Origin of the sequence: Pseudomonas gozinkensis, assembly GCF_014863585.1 — a bacterium.
GTDB classification, from domain to species: Bacteria; Pseudomonadota; Gammaproteobacteria; order Pseudomonadales; family Pseudomonadaceae; genus Aquipseudomonas; species Aquipseudomonas gozinkensis.
Genome location: NZ_CP062253.1, coordinates 4,062,728 through 4,082,454 on the forward strand (window position 1 = coordinate 4,062,728; position 19,727 = coordinate 4,082,454).

The 19,727-nt window shown below is 62.6% G+C and carries 25 protein-coding genes; 11 read left to right on the plus strand and 14 right to left on the minus strand.

Annotated elements, in window-relative coordinates:
* Positions 1–67: 67 nt before the first annotated feature.
* Genes IHQ43_RS17930 through IHQ43_RS17940 form a run of 3 tightly spaced genes read right to left on the minus strand, consistent with a single transcriptional unit; the run spans position 68 to position 2,320 of the window.
* Positions 68–478 carry an SRPBCC family protein gene (locus IHQ43_RS17930; protein ID WP_192561541.1) on the minus strand — a complete coding sequence of 137 codons (411 nt, stop codon included), beginning with the start codon at positions 476–478 and terminating at the stop codon, positions 68–70.
* Between the two features lie 25 nt (positions 479–503).
* Positions 504–1,301 carry an SDR family NAD(P)-dependent oxidoreductase gene (locus IHQ43_RS17935; RefSeq protein ID WP_192561542.1) on the minus strand — a complete coding sequence of 266 codons (798 nt, stop codon included), beginning with the start codon at positions 1,299–1,301 and terminating at the stop codon, positions 504–506.
* Positions 1,298–2,320, minus strand: a complete 1,023-nt coding sequence (locus IHQ43_RS17940) for an aldo/keto reductase (RefSeq protein WP_192561543.1) — start codon at positions 2,318–2,320, stop codon at positions 1,298–1,300. The genes IHQ43_RS17935 and IHQ43_RS17940 overlap by 4 nt, the downstream gene beginning before the upstream one ends.
* Before the next feature lie 112 nt (positions 2,321–2,432).
* On the opposite strand from IHQ43_RS17940, the gene IHQ43_RS17945 reads away from it, so the two are divergent.
* Positions 2,433–3,326, plus strand: a complete 894-nt coding sequence (locus IHQ43_RS17945; protein ID WP_192561544.1) for a LysR substrate-binding domain-containing protein — start codon at positions 2,433–2,435, stop codon at positions 3,324–3,326.
* Between the two features lie 63 nt (positions 3,327–3,389).
* Positions 3,390–4,316: a LysR substrate-binding domain-containing protein gene (locus IHQ43_RS17950; RefSeq protein ID WP_192561545.1), complete on the plus strand. Its 927-nt coding sequence runs from the start codon at positions 3,390–3,392 to the stop codon at positions 4,314–4,316.
* Here IHQ43_RS17950 and IHQ43_RS17955 read toward each other — a convergent pair.
* Both IHQ43_RS17955 and IHQ43_RS17960 read right to left on the minus strand, forming a co-directional pair.
* The gene (locus IHQ43_RS17955; protein ID WP_192561546.1) at positions 4,231–4,830 is read right to left on the minus strand and encodes a DinB family protein; all 600 of its coding nucleotides are present in this window, start codon (positions 4,828–4,830) and stop codon (positions 4,231–4,233) included. The two genes, IHQ43_RS17950 and IHQ43_RS17955, sit on opposite strands and share 86 nt — an antisense overlap.
* A 108-nt stretch (positions 4,831–4,938) precedes the next feature.
* Positions 4,939–5,856, minus strand: coding sequence for a pyridoxal-phosphate dependent enzyme (locus IHQ43_RS17960; RefSeq protein ID WP_192561547.1), 918 nt, complete (start codon positions 5,854–5,856; stop codon positions 4,939–4,941).
* A 132-nt stretch (positions 5,857–5,988) separates the two neighbouring features.
* On the opposite strand from IHQ43_RS17960, the gene IHQ43_RS17965 reads away from it, so the two are divergent.
* The gene (locus tag IHQ43_RS17965; RefSeq protein ID WP_192561548.1) at positions 5,989–6,648 is read left to right on the plus strand and encodes a methyltransferase family protein; all 660 of its coding nucleotides are present in this window, start codon (positions 5,989–5,991) and stop codon (positions 6,646–6,648) included.
* Here the strand turns inward: IHQ43_RS17965 and IHQ43_RS17970 are convergent.
* Together IHQ43_RS17970 and IHQ43_RS17975 are read right to left on the minus strand one after the other, a co-directional pair.
* Entirely contained in the window at positions 6,642–7,310 is a 669-nt protein-coding gene (locus tag IHQ43_RS17970; RefSeq protein WP_192561549.1) for an HAD family hydrolase, read from the minus strand. The two genes, IHQ43_RS17965 and IHQ43_RS17970, sit on opposite strands and share 7 nt — an antisense overlap.
* Before the next feature lie 63 nt (positions 7,311–7,373).
* The gene (locus tag IHQ43_RS17975; protein WP_192561550.1) at positions 7,374–7,787 is read right to left on the minus strand and encodes a response regulator; all 414 of its coding nucleotides are present in this window, start codon (positions 7,785–7,787) and stop codon (positions 7,374–7,376) included.
* Positions 7,788–7,975: 188 nt separating this feature from the next.
* On the opposite strand from IHQ43_RS17975, the gene IHQ43_RS17980 reads away from it, so the two are divergent.
* Entirely contained in the window at positions 7,976–8,917 is a 942-nt protein-coding gene (locus IHQ43_RS17980) for a class I SAM-dependent methyltransferase (protein WP_192561551.1), read from the plus strand.
* 5 nt (positions 8,918–8,922) lie between these two features.
* Here the strand turns inward: IHQ43_RS17980 and IHQ43_RS17985 are convergent, their stop codons facing one another.
* On the minus strand, positions 8,923–9,696 hold the full coding sequence (locus tag IHQ43_RS17985; protein ID WP_192561552.1) for a helix-turn-helix transcriptional regulator: 774 nt from the start codon (positions 9,694–9,696) through the stop codon (positions 8,923–8,925).
* A 112-nt stretch (positions 9,697–9,808) separates the two neighbouring features.
* Here IHQ43_RS17985 and IHQ43_RS17990 point away from each other — a divergent pair, with 112 nt between their 5' ends.
* Positions 9,809–10,912: a polyamine ABC transporter substrate-binding protein gene (locus IHQ43_RS17990; protein ID WP_192561553.1), complete on the plus strand. Its 1,104-nt coding sequence runs from the start codon at positions 9,809–9,811 to the stop codon at positions 10,910–10,912.
* A 39-nt stretch (positions 10,913–10,951) separates the two neighbouring features.
* Entirely contained in the window at positions 10,952–12,070 is a 1,119-nt protein-coding gene (locus IHQ43_RS17995) for a DmpA family aminopeptidase (RefSeq protein ID WP_192561554.1), read from the plus strand.
* 3 nt (positions 12,071–12,073) lie between these two features.
* Here IHQ43_RS17995 and IHQ43_RS18000 read toward each other — a convergent pair whose 3' ends face one another.
* Entirely contained in the window at positions 12,074–12,658 is a 585-nt protein-coding gene (locus IHQ43_RS18000) for an NAD(P)H-dependent oxidoreductase (RefSeq protein WP_192561555.1), read from the minus strand.
* 100 nt (positions 12,659–12,758) lie between these two features.
* Here IHQ43_RS18000 and IHQ43_RS18005 point away from each other — a divergent pair, with 100 nt between their 5' ends.
* Entirely contained in the window at positions 12,759–13,391 is a 633-nt protein-coding gene (locus IHQ43_RS18005) for a TetR/AcrR family transcriptional regulator (RefSeq protein WP_192561556.1), read from the plus strand.
* 204 nt (positions 13,392–13,595) lie between these two features.
* Here IHQ43_RS18005 and IHQ43_RS18010 read toward each other — a convergent pair whose 3' ends face one another.
* The gene (locus tag IHQ43_RS18010) at positions 13,596–14,210 is read right to left on the minus strand and encodes a TetR/AcrR family transcriptional regulator (RefSeq protein ID WP_192561557.1); all 615 of its coding nucleotides are present in this window, start codon (positions 14,208–14,210) and stop codon (positions 13,596–13,598) included.
* Positions 14,211–14,366: 156 nt separating this feature from the next.
* On the opposite strand from IHQ43_RS18010, the gene IHQ43_RS18015 reads away from it, so the two are divergent.
* Positions 14,367–14,807 (plus strand): hotdog fold domain-containing protein, encoded by a 441-nt coding sequence (locus tag IHQ43_RS18015; protein ID WP_192561558.1) that lies wholly within the window; start codon positions 14,367–14,369, stop codon positions 14,805–14,807.
* Between the two features lie 70 nt (positions 14,808–14,877).
* On the opposite strand, the gene IHQ43_RS18020 is transcribed toward IHQ43_RS18015, so the two are convergent.
* Entirely contained in the window at positions 14,878–15,564 is a 687-nt protein-coding gene (locus IHQ43_RS18020) for a GNAT family N-acetyltransferase (RefSeq protein ID WP_192561559.1), read from the minus strand.
* 184 nt (positions 15,565–15,748) lie between these two features.
* Here IHQ43_RS18020 and IHQ43_RS18025 point away from each other — a divergent pair, with 184 nt between their 5' ends.
* Positions 15,749–15,976 carry a YXWGXW repeat-containing protein gene (locus IHQ43_RS18025; RefSeq protein WP_115078432.1) on the plus strand — a complete coding sequence of 76 codons (228 nt, stop codon included), beginning with the start codon at positions 15,749–15,751 and terminating at the stop codon, positions 15,974–15,976.
* Between the two features lie 6 nt (positions 15,977–15,982).
* On the opposite strand, the gene IHQ43_RS18030 is transcribed toward IHQ43_RS18025, so the two are convergent.
* Positions 15,983–16,540, minus strand: a complete 558-nt coding sequence (locus IHQ43_RS18030; RefSeq protein ID WP_192561560.1) for a YceI family protein — start codon at positions 16,538–16,540, stop codon at positions 15,983–15,985.
* A gap of 91 nt (positions 16,541–16,631) precedes the next feature.
* The gene (locus IHQ43_RS18035) at positions 16,632–17,987 is read right to left on the minus strand and encodes an MATE family efflux transporter (RefSeq protein ID WP_192561561.1); all 1,356 of its coding nucleotides are present in this window, start codon (positions 17,985–17,987) and stop codon (positions 16,632–16,634) included.
* 147 nt (positions 17,988–18,134) lie between these two features.
* On the opposite strand from IHQ43_RS18035, the gene IHQ43_RS18040 reads away from it, so the two are divergent.
* Together IHQ43_RS18040 and IHQ43_RS18045 are read left to right on the plus strand one after the other, a co-directional pair.
* Positions 18,135–18,701 (plus strand): chorismate mutase, encoded by a 567-nt coding sequence (locus IHQ43_RS18040; RefSeq protein ID WP_192561562.1) that lies wholly within the window; start codon positions 18,135–18,137, stop codon positions 18,699–18,701.
* Positions 18,702–18,827: 126 nt separating this feature from the next.
* The gene (locus tag IHQ43_RS18045; RefSeq protein ID WP_192561563.1) at positions 18,828–19,190 is read left to right on the plus strand and encodes a hypothetical protein; all 363 of its coding nucleotides are present in this window, start codon (positions 18,828–18,830) and stop codon (positions 19,188–19,190) included.
* A gap of 72 nt (positions 19,191–19,262) precedes the next feature.
* Here the strand turns inward: IHQ43_RS18045 and IHQ43_RS18050 are convergent, their stop codons facing one another.
* Positions 19,263–19,598: a hypothetical protein gene (locus IHQ43_RS18050; protein ID WP_011334911.1), complete on the minus strand. Its 336-nt coding sequence runs from the start codon at positions 19,596–19,598 to the stop codon at positions 19,263–19,265.
* Between the last annotated feature and the right edge of the window lie 129 nt (positions 19,599–19,727).

Sequence of the window (19,727 nt, forward strand, 5' to 3'; positions counted from 1 at the left end):
TTCCAGAGCTGGAACGCGGAGCGTCCCTTGAGGCATTCCCACGCAGAGCGTGGGAACGATCATCGACTTAAACGGGATAGTTCGCGCGCAGTGCGTCGAGCCCGCCCTGATAGATGCCGCTGAACAGCGCCACCACTTCCTCATCGCTCACGCCCTTGGCCGTGAAACGTCCCGACCACGTCACCTTCGCGCCCTGCCCCTGGGCTTCGACGCGAATCGTCGCCAGATAATCGGTGGCCGGAAACGGCGCCTGCAGAATCGAATAACTGTAGGTTTTGCCCGCGTTATCGAACGTTTCCAGACGCTCGACCACCACGCCACCGTCAGCGGTTTGCAGGGTGCGCACACGCCCGCCTTCGCTCAGCTCGCTGTTGGGAATGAAGGGCAGCCAGTCCGGCAGGGTGTTGAAGCCGCCAATCAATTGCCAGACCTGTTCGGCCGAAGCCGGGATGTCGATCGTTGCTGATGCAGTTGCCATAAATAAAAAGTCTCTCTCGATAAATTCAGATAGTCAGGCTGTCGACCACGCCGCCGTCGACCCGCAAAGCGGCGCCGGTGGTGGCCGAGGACAGCGGTGAAGCGATGTAAGTGACCAGATGCGCGACTTCTTCGACATCCGCCACGCGCTGGATGATCGAGCTCGGACGGGCCCGGCGCACAAACGCGTCAGCTTCGTCACGCAGGCTGCGGCCAGACTCGGCGGCAGCATCCTTGAGCATTTCCTCGACGCCGTCGGTGAAGGTCGGCCCGGGCAGGATCGCGTTGACCGTAACCCCGGTGCCCGACAGGCGCTTGGCCAAGCCATGGGACACCGCGAGGTTGGCGCTTTTGGTCACGCCGTAGTTGATCATGTCGGCCGGGGTGGCCACGCCGGATTCCGAAGACAGGAAGATCACCCGGCCCCAGCCCTGCTCGACCATCGCCGGCACGTAATGCCGCGACAGGCGCACGCCAGAGATCACGTTGATTTCATAGAAGCGCGTCCACTCATCGTCCGGCGCGTCAAAGAAATCCACGGCGTTGTAGATCCCGAGGTTGTTCACCAGGATGTCGGCTTTCGGTTCGGCGGCGAACAGTTTCTGCGCGCCTTCGGCCGTGCCCAGATCCGCCGTCAGACCGCGCAGTTGCGCGCCCGGCACCTTGTCCCGAATGCTCGCCAGCGCCTGTTCGACCTTGGCCGAATCGCGACCGATCACCACCACCGTGGCGCCCGCCTCGGCCAGCGACTGGCTGATGCCCAAACCGATGCCCGCCGTGCTGCCGCTGACAATCGCCAGTTTTCCGCTCAGATCGATCTTCATGCTTTCACCTCGTCGATGGGTAATGGTGCACGTTCGGACACCAGTTTCGCTTCACGCATGGCCTGCCAGAAACCGGCCGGAATGACCGCCGACAGCGCCGCCACATCTTCAGCGATGCGCCCCGGTTTGCTCGCACCGGGAATCACGGCCGCCACGGCCGGATTGGCCAGCGAGAATTGTAGTGCAGCCGCTTTGACATCGACGCCGTGGGCAGCGGCGATGCGTTTGATCTGCTCGACCCTTGCAACGATTTCAGGACTGGCCTTCTGGTATTCGAAGTGCGCGCCACCGGCCAGGATCCCCGAGCTGTAGGGGCCACCGACAACGATTTCAACGTCCTGCGCCCTCGCCGAATCCATCAAGCGCTGCAAGGCGCGGTCGTGATCGAGCAAGGTGTAGCGGCCGGCCAACAGAAAGCCGTCAGGCTGCGCCTCGGTCAGGTCCAGCGTCAACTCGCACGGCTCGACCTTGTTCACGCCCAGGCCCCAGCCCTTGATCACGCCTTCTTCACGCAGACGCGTCAGGACTTTGAAGGCGCCGGTGCGGGCCTGATTGAAATACTCGAGCCATTGGTCACCGTAGAAGTCCTGAGCGATGTCGTGCACCCAGACGATATCGAGGCGGTCGGTTTTCAGACGCTTGAGGCTGTCTTCGATCGAACGCAGCGTGGCGTCGGCGCTGTAGTCGTTGACGATCTTGTTAGGGCGACCGTGTTCGAACACCCCGCTTTTCTCGCCCAGATCCCGGGCGGCGGCGTCTTCGACTTCATCGAGAATCACCCGGCCGACTTTGGTGCTGAGCACATAGTCGTCACGCTTGTAGCGGGACAGTGCTTCGCCGAGGCGGATTTCCGAGAGGCCCGAGCCGTAGAACGGCGCGGTGTCGAAGTAACGCACGCCGGCCTCCCATGCCGCATGCACGGTGGCCTGGGCTTCTTCTTCAGGAATGGCGCGGAACATGTTGCCCAGCGGCGCGGTGCCGAAGCCGAGTTGGCCGGGGAGTTTGTCTTTCAAGCTCATGATGCTGTCCTCGTAAGTCGTGGTCGGTGTTGACCGTTGAGCAGATCCTAGATTGCGCCACTCAGACCGTCCAAGACATAATCCGCAGCACTTGAGTCCCTGAAGGTCTGACATGATCGACATCCGCCAATTGCGCTACTTCGTCGCCGTCGCCGAGGAAGAACACGTCGGCCGCGCCGCCGAGCGCCTGCACATTTCCCAGTCGCCCCTGAGCCGGCAGATCGCCCAGCTCGAAGAACGGCTGGGCCTGACCCTGTTCGAGCGCAGCCAGCAGCGCATCCGCCTGACCCGCGACGGCCAGACCTTTCTCGCCGAAACCCGCGCCCTGCTGACCCACGCCAACCGCCTGGAATCCCTCGGCAAACGCCTGGGCCGCGGCGAAGAAGGCGGTCTGTGCATCGGCTACATCGAAAACGCCATGCACGCCGGGGTCTTGCCCAATGCCTTGCGCGTGCTGCGGGCGGATCGGCCGAACGTGCATGTCGCGCTGTACAACCTGAGTTCCGCCGAACAACTGGAAGGCCTGCGTCAGCGTAGTCTTGATATCGCGCTGGTCAGTGAACCGCCGACGATCGACGATCCTGACCTGCTGGGCTTTCAGGTGCTGGACGACCCGATGCTGCTGGCGCTGCCCGAACAACATCCCCTGAACCAACTGGAATCGCTGACCCCGGCGGATCTGGCCGATCAGGAATGGATCGGCGTGCAGCCACGCCAAGGCGCTGATGATGAGTTCGTCAGCGCCTGTATCCGCGCAGGCTTCACCCCGGATGTAAGGATGCAGGCCACCGAGCCGTTTACCGCATTGGGGCTGGTTGCCTCGGGGCTGGGGATCGCGATGATCCAGAAAGGTCTGAGCCATAACGCACCGCCGGGCGTGGTGCTGCGAGAAGTGCCGTGGCTGGCGTTCACCACCCCGTTGTGGGCGGCGTGGCACCGGATCAATCTGCGGCCGCTGGTGGAAACGTTTCGCAAGGTTTTGACCGGGGTCGATCCCGCCCAGTGACCCGACAGCACAAGACTTTGCTGCTTTACTGAGAAGACTCAAAAAACCAGCGAGCCTTCCGGCATGAACCGCAATGACCTGCGTCGCGTGGACATGAACCTGTTGGTGATTTTCGAAACCCTGATGTTCGAAAAGAACCTGACCCGCGCCGGGGAAAAACTGTTCCTCGGCCAGCCCGCCGTCAGTGCTTCACTGGCCAAACTGCGCGACCTGTTCGACGACCCGTTGCTGGTGCGCAACGGCCGCGTGCTGGAGCCGACCCAGCGGGCGCTGGCGATCCTCAAGGAATTGCAGCCGGCGATGGACACCATTTCCGGGGCGGTCAGCCGGGCCAAGGATTTCGACCCGCTGAGCAGCCGCGACGTGTTTCGCATCGGTCTGTCGGACGACGCCGAGTTCGGCCTGCTGCCGCCGCTGCTCAAGCAATTGCGCGAAGAAGCGCCGGACGTGGTGGTGGTGATCCGCCGGGTGAATTTCCTGCTGATGTCATCGATGCTGGCGTCCGGGGAGATTTCCGTCGGCGTCAGTTACACCACCGAACTGCCGGCCAATGCCAAACGCAAAAAACTGCGGGACCTGCGCTGCAAGATCCTGCGCGGCGACGATCGTCCCGGCGCACTGACCCTCGACGAATACTGCGAACGGCCCCATGCGCTGGTGTCGTTTTCCGGGGATCTGGGCGGTGCCATCGACAACGATCTGGCGCGGATCAACCGCGCACGTCGCGTGGTGCTGGCGGTGCCGCAATTCGCTCCGCTGCGAGCGATTCTGGCCGGCACCGACATGCTCGCCACCGTGCCGGACTTCGCGGCTTGCGCGCTGGTCGAGGGCAGTAGCGTGCTGCGTGCCGACGACCCGCCGTTCGACATCGTGCCTTCGGAACTGTCGATGGTCTGGAACGGGGTCAACGACAACGATCCGGCGGAGCGCTGGCTGCGCTCGCTGATTGCCCATCACATGTCGGCGCCTCTTCCACCAGCGGCGCACTGACTGGTTTGAACCCCGGATCGACCTCGCGCAGGTACACCGGCAGGTCGGTCATCGGCGGCATCTGCGGGATCTCGAAATACATCTGCACCACCCAGCCACGGTGGTAGTTGTTGTGGTTGATCACGTGCATCAGGATCGCCCCGGCATTCATGGTGCCGCCATCGCCGGAAACGAATTTGAAGTCGATCAAGCGGTTCAGCGAGGCTTCAGTCTGCTGCGCGCTCCAGGTGCGATACCAGCCGTCGACTTCCTGCTGGGCCTGGCGCAACTCGCCGAGGTCGGCGTGCACCAGATCATGGGACGTCGTGAAACCGTGCTCGCGCCCTTCGAGGTGCGCCTGCCAGATCCGGTCGACCACATAGATGTGGTTCAGCGTGCCGATCATGCTCTTGAAAACCGTCTTGCGCTCCCTCGTCGTCTCCCCCGCCGGCAGCGCTTGCAGGCTGTCGAACAGACGCTGATTGGCCCAGGTCTTGTAGTCCGTGAGCAGATGGGCCGTGGCCAGATTGATCATCGCAGGTCACCGTAGGCACGAAAAAGGGCTCAGCCTAGGATAGACCTCTCTCGCGGGAATGGCGGTGGTGCTGACTATTGGTCGAAGGGAAATACCTTCCGCTTTCACTCAAGCCCCCAACCGCGCCCACCCCGCCACCAGTTGCGCACTGATACTCACCCCACCACAAACTATGACTACCACATCATGCGCCCCTGCCAGCGCCGGATGGTCGAGGTACGCCACCGCCAGCGAAACCCCGCACGCCGGCTCCACCAATTGCCGCAGATCACCGGCATAACGCACCACGCCCATGATCGCGTCGTCATCGGACAGCACCAGACATTCATGATCGAACTCGCCGATATGCTCTACCGGCCACGCCGCCACCTGCGCGGCGCCGAGGGAGGTGGCGACGGTGTCGATCCGATTCAGGCGCACCGGATGGCCTGCCTGGACAGCGGCAGCGAACGAGGCGGCGCCTGTGGTTTCGCAGGTGATGATGCGGCAGTCGCGGCGGTCGTGGCGCAGCAGCCCGATGAGGATTCCTGCCAGCAAACCACCGCCGCCGACCGATGTGACCACGGTATCGACCTGTGGGCAGTCCTCGAGGATTTCGTCGACCATCGAGCTGTGCCCTTCCCACAGCACCGGGTGGTCGAAGGCCGGCACGTATTCGGTGTCCACCGCGCTGGCCAGTTCCCGCGCTCGCTGATTGGCTTCGTCCCAGACCTTGCCGTGGACGATGACCTCCGCGCCGGTGCGGCGAATACGTGCGCGAGTTGCTTCAGGGGTGGTGTGCGGCACCACGATGCAGGCTTGCAGGCCCAGGCTGTCCGCTGCCACCGCCGTGGCCAGCCCGGCATTGCCGCCGGACGGACACACAACCTTGCGCTTGCCCTGCGCCGCTGCCTGACTGCACAACAAGCCCATGCCACGCAGCTTGAACGAACCGCACGGTTGCAGGTTTTCCAGCTTCAGCCAGATGCGCCGGGAAGCGGTCGACAGGGTCGGATGGAGGATCAGCGGCGTGCGGATGTGCAGCATGGCGGACTCCCGAAGCGGCGGATCGGATGATCGGAACGTCTCTGCCTGAAGTTTAGTCGACGCCCCTGGCAGCGGTTAAACGCCGGGGATCGTGCCGGGATCTACACTGAACGGAACAGCCGTGAGGTGCCTATGAAAATGTCTGCGCAAATGACCGTGGTCGCAGTGCTCGCCACCCTCGCCTATCTGGGCCTGGCGATGTGGGGCATCGGTGGCGTGGCGGTGTTCTTTTCTCACGGCGCGTTGGTCGTGGTGGCGTTGGCCACGCTGGCCATGGTGGTGGCGTCGTTGTTTACGGAAGTGAACCTGAGCACCGGCGAACGCGAGGACCGGGCCAATCGCTGGGTGATTCCGGCGTTCGCCGTGATCGGACTGGTCAGTGCTTTTCTGCCGGCTTATTGCGATCGCATCGGCTTTTGGACCATCGGCCGCGAAGGCACCCGTTGGCTGGGTGCGCTGCTGTTTATCGTTGGTGGCGGATTGCGTTTGTGGCCGGTGTTCGTGCTCGGCCATCGGTTCAGCGGGTTGGTGGCGATCCAGCCGGGGCACCGGTTGGTCACTGATGGCATCTACCGGCATCTGCGCAACCCCAGTTACCTGGGGCTGGTGATCAATGCGATCGGCTGGGCGCTGGCGTTTCGCTCGGTGGTCGGCCTGTTGCTGGCGGCGCTGACGCTGATCCCGCTGATCGCCCGCATCCACTCCGAAGAGGCCCTGCTGCGCACGCAGTTCGGCGCCGAATACGACGCCTATTGCGCCCGCAGCTGGCGCTTGCTGCCCGGGGTTTATTGAGGTTGCAGGCGAAGTTGGCCGTCGCTTTCGATGATCAGCACAATGTCGCGATAACTGGAAATCGTCGCGTGTGCGGTTTCAAGCGGATGCTGGTGCGTCGTGGTGATGATCATCAACGGCGCACCGGCGGCTTCAGCGGCCTGAATGCCCACTGTGGCGTCTTCGAAAATCAGACAACTCGCCGGTTCCAGGCCCAGACGCTTGGCGGCCAGCCGATAACCCGCCGGATCAGGTTTGCCGGCGGTCACGTCCTCGGCGGTGATCATCACCGCCGGTTCAGGAATCCCCGCCGCCGCCATCCGCCGCAACGCCAGATCCCGTGGCGCCGAGGTCACCATGGCCCAGCGATCCGCCGGCAACGACTTGAGAAACGCCGCCGCGCCGGGGATCTCGACGATGCCTTCGACGTCTTCGATTTCCGCCTCGGTGATCAAAGCCGCTTGCGCCTCGGCGTCCACGCCCGGCAGGTTCAAGCGCGTGATGGTGTCGATGGCGCGCACACCGTGGATGGTCGGCAGGAACGTTTCGACATTCACCCCGTGGCGCACGGCCCAGGCGGACCAGATCCGCTCGGCGGCGGCGATGGAGTTGAGGACAGTGCCGTCCATGTCGAACAGGAACGCGCCGAACGCGCGGTTGAAAACAGCATCGTGAGCAGACAAAAGATCACTTCCTCGCAAGGGGCCGGGCAACGATGCCCGGCAATGTAGCACTTGCGGGAGGCATCAGTGCAAACGCGGGGCCCTGGATTTGAACGCACCGTCGACGCAATCAAGCAACTGACCGATGGCCCAGGGCTTCTTGATGAACGCCACCGGGTGCCGCACGCCGGAAGTTTCCGGCGTTTCATAACCGGACATGACCATCACCGGTTTTTCGGGCCAGCGATCACCGACCAGATTGGCCAGGTCTGCGCCGTTGAGCGTGCCGGGCATGGTGATGTCGGTCAGCAGCAGCGCCACTTCCGGCGCATGCTTTTCCAGATACAGCGAGGCCGCATCGGCGCTGGTCTGCGGCTCGACCTTGAAACCTTCCTCCTGAAGAATTTCGCACAAAAACTCCAGAATCAACGGATCGTCCTCGACTACCAGAATCAACCCGCCAGGAAGGTGCGCGCTCGACGTCGGAATTGGACACATGAACTGGCACTCCCTGAATTGCATGAACGATTTAGCGGCTTGATCCCGCTGCTTATCTGGTATGAGCAGCGCCTTCTACAGAAATTCATTTTTGATACAGGTCTTTTCGATAACACTCGGTCGATGGGCAGTCGTCGGTACGAATTTGCGGTTAAAATGCGCGCCCTTTTGCTGGCCGATCCCGATTGATGAACCCTCAAGCCCTCGCCGTTCTCCATGCCCACCTGCTCACCGCGCTGACTTCGGCACCGGCCGAAACCCGGCGCCTGTTCCATGGGCGCGGGCGTTGCTGGCCGGGGCTGGAGCAGGTGACGGTAGATTGGCTGCAAGGCGTGGTGCTGGTGTCGTTGTTCAAGGAGCCCGAGGCTTCGCAGCTGGAAGACCTCAAGCGCCTGTTGCTGGAAATCACCGGTTCGGCGCCATGGCAGCACTCCGGCGCCCACACTTTGCTGATCCAGCACCGTTACCTGCCGCAGAGCACTGCCGAATGGCTGCTGGGTGAAGAAATCGACGAAATGACCATCATTGAGGGCGAGCTGAAATACCGCGTGGATCTGGGCCGCAAGCAGAACGCCGGGCTGTTCCTCGACATGCGCTACGGGCGCAACTGGGTGCGCGAGCAGGCGGCGGGCAAACGGGTGCTGAACCTGTTCGCCTACACCTGCGGTTTTTCGGTGGCGGCCATCGAGGGCGGCGCCAGCCATGTGGTCAACCTCGACATGTCCCGCGCCGCGCTGAGCCGCGGCCGCGACAACCACCGGCTGAACGGACACGACCTGAGCAAGGTGAGTTTCCTTGGCCACGACCTGTTCAAGTCCTGGGGCAAGGTGATCAACAGCGGCCCGTATGATCTGGTGATCATCGACCCGCCGTCGTTCCAGAAAGGCAGCTTCCTGCTGACCAAGGATTACCAGCGTGTGCTGCGTCGCCTGCCGGAACTGCTCACGGCGCAGGGCAGCGTGCTGGCGTGCATGAACGATCCTTCGTTCGGTCCGGACTTCCTGATCGACGGCGTGACCCAGGAAGCGCCGAGCCTGCGCTTCGAGCAGCGGCTGGAAAATCCGCCGGAGTTTCCGGATGTCGATCCTGAAAGCGGTCTTAAGGCGCTGCTGTTCAAGCAGATCGGCTGACCCGCTCAGCGCGGCCGCAACACCAGCGCAAACAGCTCGCCATGTCCGGTAACGTTGAGCTTGTGATAGAGGTTGCGCCGATGCACCTTCACGGTCTCCGGCGAAATGTTCATCTGCTGGGCGATGGCTTTGCTGGAAAAGCCCTGAAGAATCAGGCGCGCTGTGTCGATTTCACGCGCGGTCAGCCGGGCGTCGAAACGATCCAGCAGCGCCGCGATATCGCCGACCGGCGCTTCGACCGCCGCCCCTTGCGGCGGCATCAACTGCACGTGCCGACGCATCGCTGACAACACCCAGTCCCGCACGCACAGCAGGCACCCCTGCTCCTGCAAACTGAACGCCGTCGCCCGGCCCATCGACAAACCGAGCACGCCGCCATCGATGTTGATCATGAATTGCAGCTCATCCGCGCCGACCACCGAACGGAAATAACTCAGGTAGTACTCGCTGTGCAGAAACTGGTCCGGCGCCACGGACGCGAGGTTGTGCAGACCGTCGGCGATCCCGGCGACCGCAGCCTGATAGAACGGATCAAGCAGGTACATGCCGGCACAGTAACCGGCCAGTTCTTCCTGCTCGTCGGCGTGGCCCTGAGTGTCGAAGTCGATCAGCAGTTGCGGCGGGTGCCCCGTCTGCATCACCGCCACCAGCGCATTGTCCAGCGGCACCAGCAGCCGCAGCGTATCGACCAGCGTCCGCCAGAAACCATCCAGACCGATCGTGGCGAACACCCGCGACAGGCTCTGGTGCACCGGCAATTCCTGCAGCAACGCGTCCACGCTCTACCCCTTTTGAGTAACCCATGATGGGAATGGGTGCGGCACGGCCCGCCCGATAGGCTGACCACTCCTGTTCATCACCGGCCTGCCAACAGGCCAGGAGTGCCGCATCATGCGTGGTCATCGTGGGTATATCAACCTGGGTCTGATGGGCGTTTTGTCCGCAGCGCTGAGTGCGCAGGCGGCCGATACGCCGAGCGTGCATGTCTACAACTGGTACGACTACATCGGCCCGAACACCCTGCATGACTTCAAGCGCGACAGCGGTATCGAACCGGTCTACGACACCTTCGACAGCGCCGAAGTGCTGGAAGGAAAACTGATGACCAGCCGCAGCGGCTACGACGTGGTGGTGGCGAGCAACTTCAGCCTGCCGACCCTGATCAAGGCCGGCGCGCTCGCCCCGCTGCCCCGCGATCAACTGCCGGGCTGGAAGAACCTCGACAACGATCTGCTGAGCAAACTGGCCAACAACGATCCCGGCAACCAATACGCCGTGCCTTACCTGTGGGGCACCAACGGCATCGGCTACAACGTCGACAAGGTGCGTGCGGTGCTGGGCGACAAGGCGCCGGTGGACTCCTGGGATCTGGTGTTCAAGCAAGAGAACCTTGCCAAACTGGGGGAGTGCGGCGTGGCGATGCTCGATTCGCCGTCGGAAATGCTCCCGGTCGCGCTGCACTATCTCGGCCTGCCGCCCAACAGTACCAACGCCGAGGACTATCAGAAAGCCGAAGCGCTGCTGCTGAAACTGCGCCCGCACATCGCCTACTTCAACTCCTCGAAATTCATCAGCGACCTTTCCAACGGCAACATCTGCGTGGCGGTCGGCTGGTCCGGCGCGATGCTCGAAGCGAAGACAAACGCCGAGCAGGCCGGCAACGGCGTAAAGATTCAATACAGCCTGCCCAAGGAAGGCGCGCCAGTGTGGTTTGACACGCTGGTGCTGCTCAAGGACGCCCCGCATCCGGCCCAGGGCCTGGCATTCATCGACTACCTGCTGCGGCCCGAGGTGATTGCGCCGGTCAGCGATCACCTGTCCTACCCCAACGGCAATCGCGCCGCCACGGCGCTGGTTGCCCAGACCACCCGCGACAACCCGGCGGTTTACCCGTCAGCCACGGCGATGGCCACGCTGTACACCCTCGAGCCCTTGCCCAAAGCCACCGAACGGGTGCGCACGCGGGTATGGAGCAAGGTCAAGAACGGCCAGTAACAGCCCTGCAAATCACTGCCTTCAACAGAGAGAACGTCAATGAAACCACGTGCCCGCGATCTCCATATCCGCATTGGTCAATTACAGCCCGGCCCGGTCAACGCCATCACCGACGTACCCGGCGTACGGGTCGGCCACAGCAATGTGCGTGGCCGCAGCGCCGGCGGTCGTGACATTTGCACCGGCGTCACCCTGATCGAACCGCGCGCCGGCTCGACCAACGCCCAGCCGTGTTTCGCCGGTGTCCATGTACTCAATGGCAACGGCGATGCCACAGGGCTGGAGTGGATTCGCGAAGCCGGCCTGCTGACCAGCCCGATTGCCTTCACCAACACCCACAGCCTCGGCGTGGTGCGCGATGCCTTGATCGAACTGGATCGCGCGCAGCAGCCGGACGACGGTCGTCTCTACTGGAACATGCCGGTGGTGCTGGAGACCTTCGATGGGTTACTCAACGACATCAACGGTTTTCATGTGAAGCCCGAGCACGTGGCCGAGGCGATGGGCAACGCGGTTGACGGCCCCGTACAGGAAGGCGCGGTGGGCGGTGGCAGCGGCATGATCTGCCATGAATTCAAGGGCGGGATCGGCACCGCGTCGCGCCGGTTGAGCAAGGCTCAGGGCGGTTGGACCGTGGGCGCCATCGTCCAGGCCAACCACGGGATTCGCAGCGAGTTGCGGGTCGACGGCTACCCGGTCGGGCGCTACATGGAACAGGTGGATTCACCGTTCCTTCGCGCTTCGTTGCCGCATCCGGGCATGGGTTCGATCGTGGTGTGCCTGGCCACCGATGCGCCGTTGTTGCCGCATCAATGCACACGACTGGCGCAACGGGCGAGCCTCGGTCTGGCGCGCACCGGGGGCGGCAATGAGGATCACAGCGGCGACATCTTTATCGCCTTCGCCACCGGCAACGGCCATATCCCGCCTGCCGCCTACGAGGGCAAAGGCGCGCCGACCTGCGACGACTTGCGGATGGTCAACAACGATCACATCAGCGAACTGTTTCTGGCGGCGACCGAGGCGGTGGAAGAAGCGATCATCAACGCCTTGCTGGCCAGCGCCAGCACCGAAGGCAACGGGCATTCGGTGCCGGGGCTGGATGCCGAGACCCTGCTCGCGGCTCTGGATAAAGCAGGCTGGCCTGGCGCCCGCTGACATTCAGCGAAACAGCCCCTGTCCGAGCTCGCGCGCCGCCTGCAGTTGCACCGCCGGATCGCTCGACTCGGACTCCAGCAGCAACGCCGCCCCCGCCACCGTCGCCCCGCAGTAATCGAAAATGCCGTGATCGATCTGCGCCTTCATCGCCGCGCCGTAGCCGTGGCGTTCGTAGGTGCGTGCATCTGCCCCGCCGAGTGCGACCAGGTGCACGCGCAATCGTCCGAGTTTTTTCAGCGTCTTATCGCCGTCGAAATCAAAGGCCCAGCCGTTGCTGAACACCCGGTCGATCCAGCCTTTGAGCAGCGCCGGCATCGCCCACCAGAACACCGGATAGACCAGCACCAGCGCATCGGCGCGGTCGATGCGTGCCTGCTCGGCCAGCACATCCGCCGGTGGTGCAGATTCGCGGTGATGCACCGCCCAGTCGGCCACGCCAAAGCGCGGGTCGAATGCCTCGGCGTGCAGGTCGGCGATTTCAAAGGTGTTGGACGGATCGCTGTCCGACAGGCCTTTGGCAATCTGGTGCGCCAACGAGTGAGTCAGCGAACGTGGATCATCGTGGTCTACAACAATCAATGCGTGCATGGGGGAATCTCCGGTTGGTGATTGCTGACCAAGGGCTTATCCTTTCGATAAGCTACAGTTAGTAAGTTACCTTCAGTAAGTTACGTTTGGTATATAAGCAATGTCAACCACTGAAATCCCTGAACCCGCTCAACCCCGTCGACGCCTGTCCCGGGAAGACCGCCAGCGCCAGTTGCTCGACATGGCCTGGCAGCTGATTCGCGAAGAAGGCACCGATGCACTGACCCTCGGTTATCTGGCGGAAAAGGCCGGCGTGACCAAACCGGTGGTCTACGACCACTTCACCACCCGCGCCGGTCTGCTTGCGGCGCTGTATCAGGATTTCGACCGGCGCCAGACGGCGCTGATGGACGCGGCGCTGGCCAATGCCAAGGCGACCTTGAGCGGCATCGCGTCGGTCATCGCCACGGCCTATGTCGATTGCGTGCTGACCCAGGGCAACGAAATTCCGGGGGTGATTGCCGCCTTGGCGAGCACGCCGGAACTGGAGAGAATCAAGCGCGAATACGAGGCGATTTTTCTGGAGAAGTGCCGCAGCGTGCTCTCGCCTTTCGCTGACGGCGCGGAGATCGGACAGGCAGGACTGCGCGCCATGCTGGGCGCCGCCGAAGCGCTGTCGCAAGCGGCAGCCACCGACGAAATCAGCGCCGAACAGGCCCGTGACGAGCTGTTCGCCACCATCCTTGCGATGGTCGAAAGAGCCGCCACCCGCACCACCAAAGCAGGTGACTGACGGTACTTGAGCGCATCCCCCCTCCTTCCTACGATGGAGCTACGCAGTCGCTTGGTCCGCCAAACCGCTGCGTAGGTGCGGGTGCTCTGAACCCCAATCAAGCCCGCACCTGGCTTCATGCGCATCTTGAGCCTCGCGGGCTCTACTTCCTCCCCATCAAAGAGTCTTGAGGCTCTTTTTTGTCTCTGAAAATCAGCGTTCGGGTTAGCGACGGATCGAGCGCCATGTGGCCTGGGCCAGCAATTCGCGATAAGCCTTCGGACTGCCCTGCACCCGCCCGGACAACCACGCGCGGCAATAGCTGTCGGCCTGACCGACGATCAGCGACGGCAGCAGTTCGGCCGGGCATTCATTGAGTTCAGCCGCGCGCCCGGACTCGGCCAGCCAGGTGCGCAGGCCCAGGTTGCGGGTCTTGTTGCGCTCGGCCAGCTCGTCCTTGTGCGGGCCCCGGGTCACGGCATAACGCGCGTGATACTGGAACCGCGCCCATTCCGGCTGGTTCTCGACCCAATCCACGTAACTGTAGACCAGCGCCTGCACGCCCTCTTCGGTGGTCGTCGCGTCGGCCAGATAGGCGTCTCGCAGGCGTGCCTGATCTTCCAGCGCGGTGAAGAACAGCGCCGCCACCAGCCCTTCCTTGTTGCCGAAGTGGTGGTAGATCGCCCCGACACTGGTGTCGCACTCGGCACGGATCATTTCGATGGTGGTGGCCTCGATCCCCTGTTCGTTGAACAGGCGCAGGGCCTTGCGAAAGATGTCGCGCTTGAGTTCGGCGCGGCGGCCGGGGTAGCTGCGTTCGAGTAGATCTGCGGTGTCCATGGGCCTTGAAAATCCGGGTAAAGGGCACATCCGTGCCGGTGATCGAAACGCGCACAGGTTGACAGATTTCCTGCGAACAGAATACCGTTCCGTTACAGAACAATATTCTGTAACGGAACATCATTCTGCAAATCCCCTAACCGCGAGGCTTCATCCATGAGTCAGTTTCTCAGCATGTTCAACAGCGTCGGTCCTCAGGCGTTCAGCCAGATGGCCTGCCAGGTCGCGCCGTACTTCAGCACTATCAACCCACTGGTCACCGAGTTGCGGGCAGGTTCGGCGCAGGTGCAAGTGCCGTTTCGCCGCGAGATCACCAACCACCTCGGCACGGTGCACGCCATTGCCCTGTGCAACGCCGCCGAACTGGCGGCCGGGATGATGACCGACGTGTCGATTCCCGCCGGCGCGCGCTGGATTCCCAAAGGCATGACCGTCGAATACCTGGCCAAGGCCAAGACCGACGTGACCGCCGTAGCCAATGGCGAAGGGCTGGACTGGCAAACCGAAGGCGACAAGATCGTGCCGGTGGATGTCCACGACGCCGAAGGCAGGAAAGTGTTCACGGCGCGGATCACCATGAACGTGAAACTGTCCTGAATCACCGGCTCAAAAAAGCCCTTGCTGCGTTGATCGCAACAAGGGCTTTTGTCGTTTCAAAGAGAAGGGATCAGTGAACGGTCAGACGCTGGCGGACAAATTCTTCGGTGCGCCGAGTGACCTGATCCAGATGCCGGTCGCGCTGTTTCTCGGCATCGAGCATCGCCCGCTTGCCGTGCTTTTGCAGCAGGTAGGTGTGGATCTGTTGCACTTCCAGCGAACGGTAGATCGGCGTCGTGTCGATGAAACCGCGCAGCCCGTTGCTGCGGTAATGCCGGGTGCTCATCAGCACCTGCGTTTCCAATTGGCCCAGTACTTCGAAACCCAGCGCCTCGAAATACGGCACCTTGCCGACGCTGCAGGTCAGCTCGGCATGGGGGTAACGCGCCACCATGTCCGCGATCAACGAACGGGCCACGCCCTGACGCCGATGCCCCTCGCGCACCGCCAGATAGGCCACGTTGCACGCCTCCCAATCACCCTGCACCGGCAGGTACAACAGGAAGCCGATCACCTGCTCCGGGTCATCGTCGTCGGTGGCCACCAACAGTTCCACCTCGGTGCCCTTCTCGCCGTTCAACGCCTCCAGATACAGATGCACCTCGTAGCCGACCGCGTACTGATAGACGTTGTACAGCAGGTTGCTCGGGCCAAGGCCGACGGCGCTGATGTCGGTCAGGTAGTCGACCACCATCTGCAGGATCTGGCTGTTGACGCCTTCGGGGCATGGGGTTTTGTAGTGGGTGATGCGGGGCATGGCGGGCGGACTCCGGCGGTAAAACACAAGTTGCCGGTCGGGCTGAGCGACCGGCGAACCGCGACATCATACCCCTGAGCAAGCCTGACAAAAATTTCATCTGCCCGAGAACGGATTTTTCGCCGATTTGACGTCCAATTTTTCAGCTGCGTTGATTTCCCCACGCAGGCCTTGAGGAGTTGTCATGAACGTTCTGCGTTCCCCGAAAACCATGAAAACCTTGCTTGCCGCCACGCTGGTGGCAATCACCCTGTCAGGCTGTGTCGTCGAACCGGCTCGCCCGCATCGGCCACCACCGATCGTCGAAGTGGTCCCGGCGATGCCTGCACCGGGTTATCACTGGGTCGCCGGGCATTACCGCTGGGCCGGCAACCAATGGCGCTGGATGCCGGGGCATTGGCGGGCGTATTGAGGCCGGTCACTGCGCGGGTGCAACGACCTTGAACTTGATGTCGATATCCTTCGACACCACGGTGTCCGCCCACTCCCCCGCGCCGAGGCCGAACTCGTCGCGCTTGAGCACCAGTTCACCGTCGAAGATGCCGATGCTGCTGTCGGGTTTGAGTTGCACCGGCACTTGCACCTCACGAGTGATGCCTTTGAGGGTGAGGTGGCCGTCGACCAGAAAACGGTTGTCGCCGGCCGGGCTGAAGCGGGTCGATTCGAACACCGCCACCGGAAATTTATCGGTGTCGAACCATGCAGGTTTCACCAGCTCGGTGTTGGCGTCTTCACTGCCGGCGTCGATGCTGGTGAGGTCGATGTGCAGCGTGGTGCGGGCACTGGTGAGGTTGTCGGAGTCGAAATCCAGCGTCGCGTCGAACTTGCCGAACGTGCCGTACATCCGCGAGCCCATCTGGTTGTAGGTGAAACTGATCTGGCTGGCGGTGGTGTTGACCCGGGTGTACTCCACCGCCTGCGCAGCAGGGAAGACGATCAGGCAACACGCGGCAGCCAACAACAATCGAATCGACATGGAAGGCTCCGGCGCCCGATGGGTCTCGAATGACTTAAGCAAACATCCGTCACTTGCGCCAGCCCCGCCAATGTCTACCCGGTTCCCTTCGTCACACCAACCGCTCGATCTTCTGATGCTTCCAGACCCGTGTGTAATACAGCGTCTGCAGCACCAGCATCCCCAGATACGCGATAGGAAACGCCATCCACACGCCCTGCAGACCGAACTGCCCGTCCAGCCAGTAGGCCGCCGGCAATTGCACGCCGAGGACACAGATGATCGCCACGCCCACCGGCACCAGCACCGTACCGCTGGCGCGCATGATGCCGCCGATGATCGCCTGGAAACCGAAGATCAACAGGCTCCACAACATGATGTGCAACAGGTGCTCGGCCATTGCCCGGGTCGAGTCTTCGGTCAGGAACAGCCCCAGCAGCCAGTGCGACAGCAGGTAACCCGCCAGGATCAGACCACCGGTCAGGCACACGTTGATCCACAACCCGGTGCGCAGGATCGGGCCCATCCGCTCCAGCCGTCCGGCACCGATTGCCTGGGCGCCGAGGATCGAGGCGGTGATCGCAATCGACAGCGCCGGAAACTGCACGTAGTTGACGATCTGCGTCACCGCGCCATAGGCCGCCGTCGCCTGCGAGCCGTGCTGGTTGACCAGTGCCAGAATCACCAGCTCCGACAGCGACAGCACAATCATCTGCACCCCGGTCGGCAGACCGATGCGCAACACCTTGCCGAGAATCGCGCCGTCCAGACGCAACGCCGCAAAGAACTCGCGATCCGGCGCCAGCGGGTGGCCCTTGCGGATCAGGCTCCATGACAGCCACGCCATCGCCGCCAGCGTACCGGCCAGACCGGCGAACGCCGCGCTCTGGATCCCCCGTTGCGGCAAACCGAACCAGCCGCGAATGAACGCCGGGGTCAGCGCCAGACCGACAACGGTCGACAGCAACAGCGCCAGCATCGGCGACAGCGTGTCGCTCACCCCGCGCAACAACTGCGTGAACAGGACGTAAACCAGCACAACCGGCAAGGTCCACATCATCACCCGGGCATAGGCCACCGCATCATCCAGCACATCCGCCGGTGTGCCCAACCCCTGCAAGGCCTGACGCGCAAACACACTGCCCAGCACCGCCGCCACCAGCCCGATCAATACCCCCAGCAACAACGTCGCCCCGGCAATCGCCTTGACCATGTGCGACTCACGCGCCCCCCACGCCTGACCGATCAGCACCCCCGCCCCGGCGCCCAGGCCGATGACCAGCGCAATGAAGAAAAAGATGATCGGGAACATGCCGGACACCGCCGCCAGCGCCTGAGTGCCGAGCATCTGGCCGATGTAGATGCTGTTGACCGTGCCCGACATCGATTGCAGGAAGTTCGACAGCACCATGGGAGCCAGGAATAGCAGGTAGGTTTTCCAGAGGGGGGATTGAGCGGGGGTTTGCATTGAGGGTCCGTCTCGGGTGGGAGCTGATGACAGAGTCTAAGGTATGCAATGCCGTTCAGGTCGTACCCGTTTGCATTAAAACTTCGTAATCTGCACCTCGATCAATGTTCGTAGCCTCCCCATCACGACAGGAAGTGAATCCCTCCCATGCGCCGTTCCCCGTTTCTGCTGAGTTGCACCCTATTGACCGCTCTGGCGACGAGCGTCCACGCCGGCCCCACGCCCTCGCCCGAAGTGGTGCAAGGATTGGTGAACACCCTGAACGAACGCCTGAACATCGGCGACCTCGTCGCCCTGACCAAATGGGACAGCGGCAAGCCGATCCAGGACAGCCCCCGTGAGGCGCAGGTGATCGACAACGCCCGCAAGCTGGCCATCGAACGCAAGCTCGACCCGGAAGACGTTGCGCAGTTGATCGCCGCGCAGATGGAGGCCAACAAACTGGTGCAGTACGGGTTGCTCGCGCAATGGCAGGCCGCCGGTGCCGCGCCGGACACGCCGCGCCCGGATCTGGGCAAGCAGATTCGCCCGCGTCTGGACGAGTTGCAGACCCGTCTGCTGCAGCAATACGCCGACTTCACGCCCTACCGTCACGACCCGAACTGCCCGGCATGGCTGGCCAAGGCGCGCACCGGTCTGACCCGCGATGCGCTGCATGATCTGGCCCTGACCCGCGCCACCGGCGAGCTGTGCATTCGGCCGCTGGTGCCCTAGAACAAGGGTCTTGGCTTACATTGCTGGCGTCGATAGTCACCATCAGTTCAATGAAGTTCTCATAAAAAATCCGCGGCGTAACATCGGCTCCATACCCAACAAACAACACCCCTGGAGCACACGATCATGAAACGCCAAATCCTTCTCGGCATCGCTTTCTCGGTTCTGGCAGTCAACGCTTTTGCAGCCAAACCCGCCCACACCATGATCGCCGAGGGCGGTTCGGACCGGTTGATTGAAAGTCGTTTGGCCGAGGGTGGTTCTGATCGTTTGATCGAACGCCGTGTTGCTGAAGGTGGCGCTGATCGCCTGATCGAGCGTCGCGTCGCTGAAGGTGGCGCGGATCGCCTGCTCGAACGCCGTGTTGCTGAAGGTGGCTCGGATCGTCTGCAAGAGCGCCGTGTTGCCGAAGGTGGCTCGGATCGTCTGCAAGAGCGCCGTGTTGCCGAAGGTGGCTCGGATCGCCTCATCGAACGCCGCGTAGCGTAAATCTGCTGTTTTACCGCAACACAAAGAAAAGCCCGGCCTGATCAGCCGGGCTTTTTCACGTCCAACCGGCGTTTATTGCACGGTTTTCAGCTTGACCACATCACCGGAGACCTTGGTGGTGTAGCCGCTCAGGACCCATGCCCAGAACCAGTTTTCCTGAATCTGAGTGTTGATCATGGCATCGCCGCCCTTGGCTTTGATCGCGGCATCCTGTGCACGGACGAAACGGCTGTTCTGCCGGATCGGGATCACGCCGAACAGCATCAGACCGGTGGCGGTGGCTTCGCTGTGGCCAATCACGGTGTATTGGCTGCTGTCGTAGTGTTTGGTGTTCATCGGGGTGCCGGTGCAACCTGCCAGAACCACACCGAACAGTGCGGCGGCGACTACTTTGCTGAGGTATTTCACTGCAAGACTCCATGGGTAAACGCCCGGGATCCGTCTCTCGGGCGGCGCACACTTTACCGAACGCAGTAGCTCATTGATATCAATCCCGGAAGGTTTCATTAAACGGCCTTGCTGGCAACCCATCCGCCA

What these genes read in the sequence shown, in the direction of transcription:
- IHQ43_RS17930 (WP_192561541.1), bottom strand. Translation starts at nt 478, where the DNA reads ATGGCAACTGCATCAGCAACGATCGACATCCCGGCTTCGGCCGAACAG.
- IHQ43_RS17935 (WP_192561542.1), bottom strand. Translation starts at nt 1,301, where the DNA reads ATGAAGATCGATCTGAGCGGAAAACTGGCGATTGTCAGCGGCAGCACG.
- IHQ43_RS17940 (WP_192561543.1), bottom strand. Translation starts at nt 2,320, where the DNA reads ATGAGCTTGAAAGACAAACTCCCCGGCCAACTCGGCTTCGGCACCGCG.
- IHQ43_RS17945 (WP_192561544.1), top strand. Translation starts at nt 2,433, where the DNA reads ATGATCGACATCCGCCAATTGCGCTACTTCGTCGCCGTCGCCGAGGAA.
- IHQ43_RS17950 (WP_192561545.1), top strand. Translation starts at nt 3,390, where the DNA reads ATGAACCGCAATGACCTGCGTCGCGTGGACATGAACCTGTTGGTGATT.
- IHQ43_RS17955 (WP_192561546.1), bottom strand. Translation starts at nt 4,830, where the DNA reads ATGATCAATCTGGCCACGGCCCATCTGCTCACGGACTACAAGACCTGG.
- IHQ43_RS17960 (WP_192561547.1), bottom strand. Translation starts at nt 5,856, where the DNA reads ATGCTGCACATCCGCACGCCGCTGATCCTCCATCCGACCCTGTCGACC.
- IHQ43_RS17965 (WP_192561548.1), top strand. Translation starts at nt 5,989, where the DNA reads ATGAAAATGTCTGCGCAAATGACCGTGGTCGCAGTGCTCGCCACCCTC.
- IHQ43_RS17975 (WP_192561550.1), bottom strand. Translation starts at nt 7,787, where the DNA reads ATGTGTCCAATTCCGACGTCGAGCGCGCACCTTCCTGGCGGGTTGATT.
- IHQ43_RS17980 (WP_192561551.1), top strand. Translation starts at nt 7,976, where the DNA reads ATGAACCCTCAAGCCCTCGCCGTTCTCCATGCCCACCTGCTCACCGCG.
- IHQ43_RS17990 (WP_192561553.1), top strand. Translation starts at nt 9,809, where the DNA reads ATGCGTGGTCATCGTGGGTATATCAACCTGGGTCTGATGGGCGTTTTG.
- IHQ43_RS17995 (WP_192561554.1), top strand. Translation starts at nt 10,952, where the DNA reads ATGAAACCACGTGCCCGCGATCTCCATATCCGCATTGGTCAATTACAG.
- IHQ43_RS18000 (WP_192561555.1), bottom strand. Translation starts at nt 12,658, where the DNA reads ATGCACGCATTGATTGTTGTAGACCACGATGATCCACGTTCGCTGACT.
- IHQ43_RS18005 (WP_192561556.1), top strand. Translation starts at nt 12,759, where the DNA reads ATGTCAACCACTGAAATCCCTGAACCCGCTCAACCCCGTCGACGCCTG.
- IHQ43_RS18010 (WP_192561557.1), bottom strand. Translation starts at nt 14,210, where the DNA reads ATGGACACCGCAGATCTACTCGAACGCAGCTACCCCGGCCGCCGCGCC.
- IHQ43_RS18015 (WP_192561558.1), top strand. Translation starts at nt 14,367, where the DNA reads ATGAGTCAGTTTCTCAGCATGTTCAACAGCGTCGGTCCTCAGGCGTTC.
- IHQ43_RS18020 (WP_192561559.1), bottom strand. Translation starts at nt 15,564, where the DNA reads ATGCCCCGCATCACCCACTACAAAACCCCATGCCCCGAAGGCGTCAAC.
- IHQ43_RS18025 (WP_115078432.1), top strand. Translation starts at nt 15,749, where the DNA reads ATGAACGTTCTGCGTTCCCCGAAAACCATGAAAACCTTGCTTGCCGCC.
- IHQ43_RS18030 (WP_192561560.1), bottom strand. Translation starts at nt 16,540, where the DNA reads ATGTCGATTCGATTGTTGTTGGCTGCCGCGTGTTGCCTGATCGTCTTC.
- IHQ43_RS18035 (WP_192561561.1), bottom strand. Translation starts at nt 17,987, where the DNA reads ATGCAAACCCCCGCTCAATCCCCCCTCTGGAAAACCTACCTGCTATTC.
- IHQ43_RS18040 (WP_192561562.1), top strand. Translation starts at nt 18,135, where the DNA reads ATGCGCCGTTCCCCGTTTCTGCTGAGTTGCACCCTATTGACCGCTCTG.
- IHQ43_RS18045 (WP_192561563.1), top strand. Translation starts at nt 18,828, where the DNA reads ATGAAACGCCAAATCCTTCTCGGCATCGCTTTCTCGGTTCTGGCAGTC.